The sequence below is a fragment of the Meiothermus cerbereus genome (assembly GCF_051297115.1).
In the GTDB taxonomy this organism is placed as follows: Bacteria; Deinococcota; Deinococci; order Deinococcales; family Thermaceae; genus Meiothermus; species Meiothermus cerbereus_A.
Genome location: NZ_JBEVAL010000167.1, coordinates 1 through 718, shown reverse-complemented (window position 1 = coordinate 718; position 718 = coordinate 1). Strand labels below are relative to the sequence as shown.

The following is a 718-nucleotide window of genomic DNA, read 5'->3' as shown; positions in this document are numbered from 1 at the left end:
GGCGGCTTTTCGGTAAACTAGGGCCATGCCCGGCGAGCTGGTACTGGTGGTGGAGGATGAGCCCCAGATTGCCGATACCCTCGAGCGCTACCTGCGGGCCAATGGCTTCCAGACCGAGCGGGCGGGGAATGGGGAAAGGGCTTTGGAACTTTGGCGGCGCACCCGGCCCCACCTGATCCTCCTAGACCTCATGCTCCCGAAGCTGGATGGTCTCGAGGTTCTCAAACGCATCCGGCAGGAAGACCGCACCCCCATCATCGTTATCACCGCCAAGGCTGAAGAGGTAGATCGCCTCCTGGGCCTCGAGCTGGGTGCGGATGACTACGTGGTCAAGCCCTTCAGTCCCCGCGAGGTGGTGGCCCGGGTCAAAGCGGTGCTCCGCAGGACCCAGGGTCTGGTGCGCCCGCCCAGCCATGTGCGGGTGGGACCATTGGAGGTAGACCTGGAGGCCCTTCGCGTCCGATGCCAAGGGCAAAACCTTACCCTGACCCCCACCCAGGTGCGCCTCCTCTACCTCCTTGCTACCCAGGCGGGAAGGGCCCTCACCCGGGAGGAGCTGCGGGCGGGGTTGGGCACCGAGGCCGACGAACGTACCGTGGACGCCCACGTGAAGAACCTGCGGGCCCGCTTAGGGCCCTGCTCCTTCATGCTGGAAACCATCCGGGGCTTTGGATACCGCTTGCTTCAACCATGAGCCTTACCCTGCGGCTTGCCTTGT

At 64.9% G+C, this 718-nt stretch carries 1 protein-coding gene; it reads left to right on the top strand.

Going from position 1 to position 718, the window contains the following annotated elements; genetic code table 11:
* Window positions 1-25: 25 nt before the first annotated feature.
* Window positions 26-694 (top strand): response regulator transcription factor, encoded by a 669-nt coding sequence (locus ABWU19_RS14985; RefSeq protein WP_435902426.1) that lies wholly within the window; start codon window positions 26-28, stop codon window positions 692-694.
* Window positions 695-718: the final 24 nt, after the last annotated feature.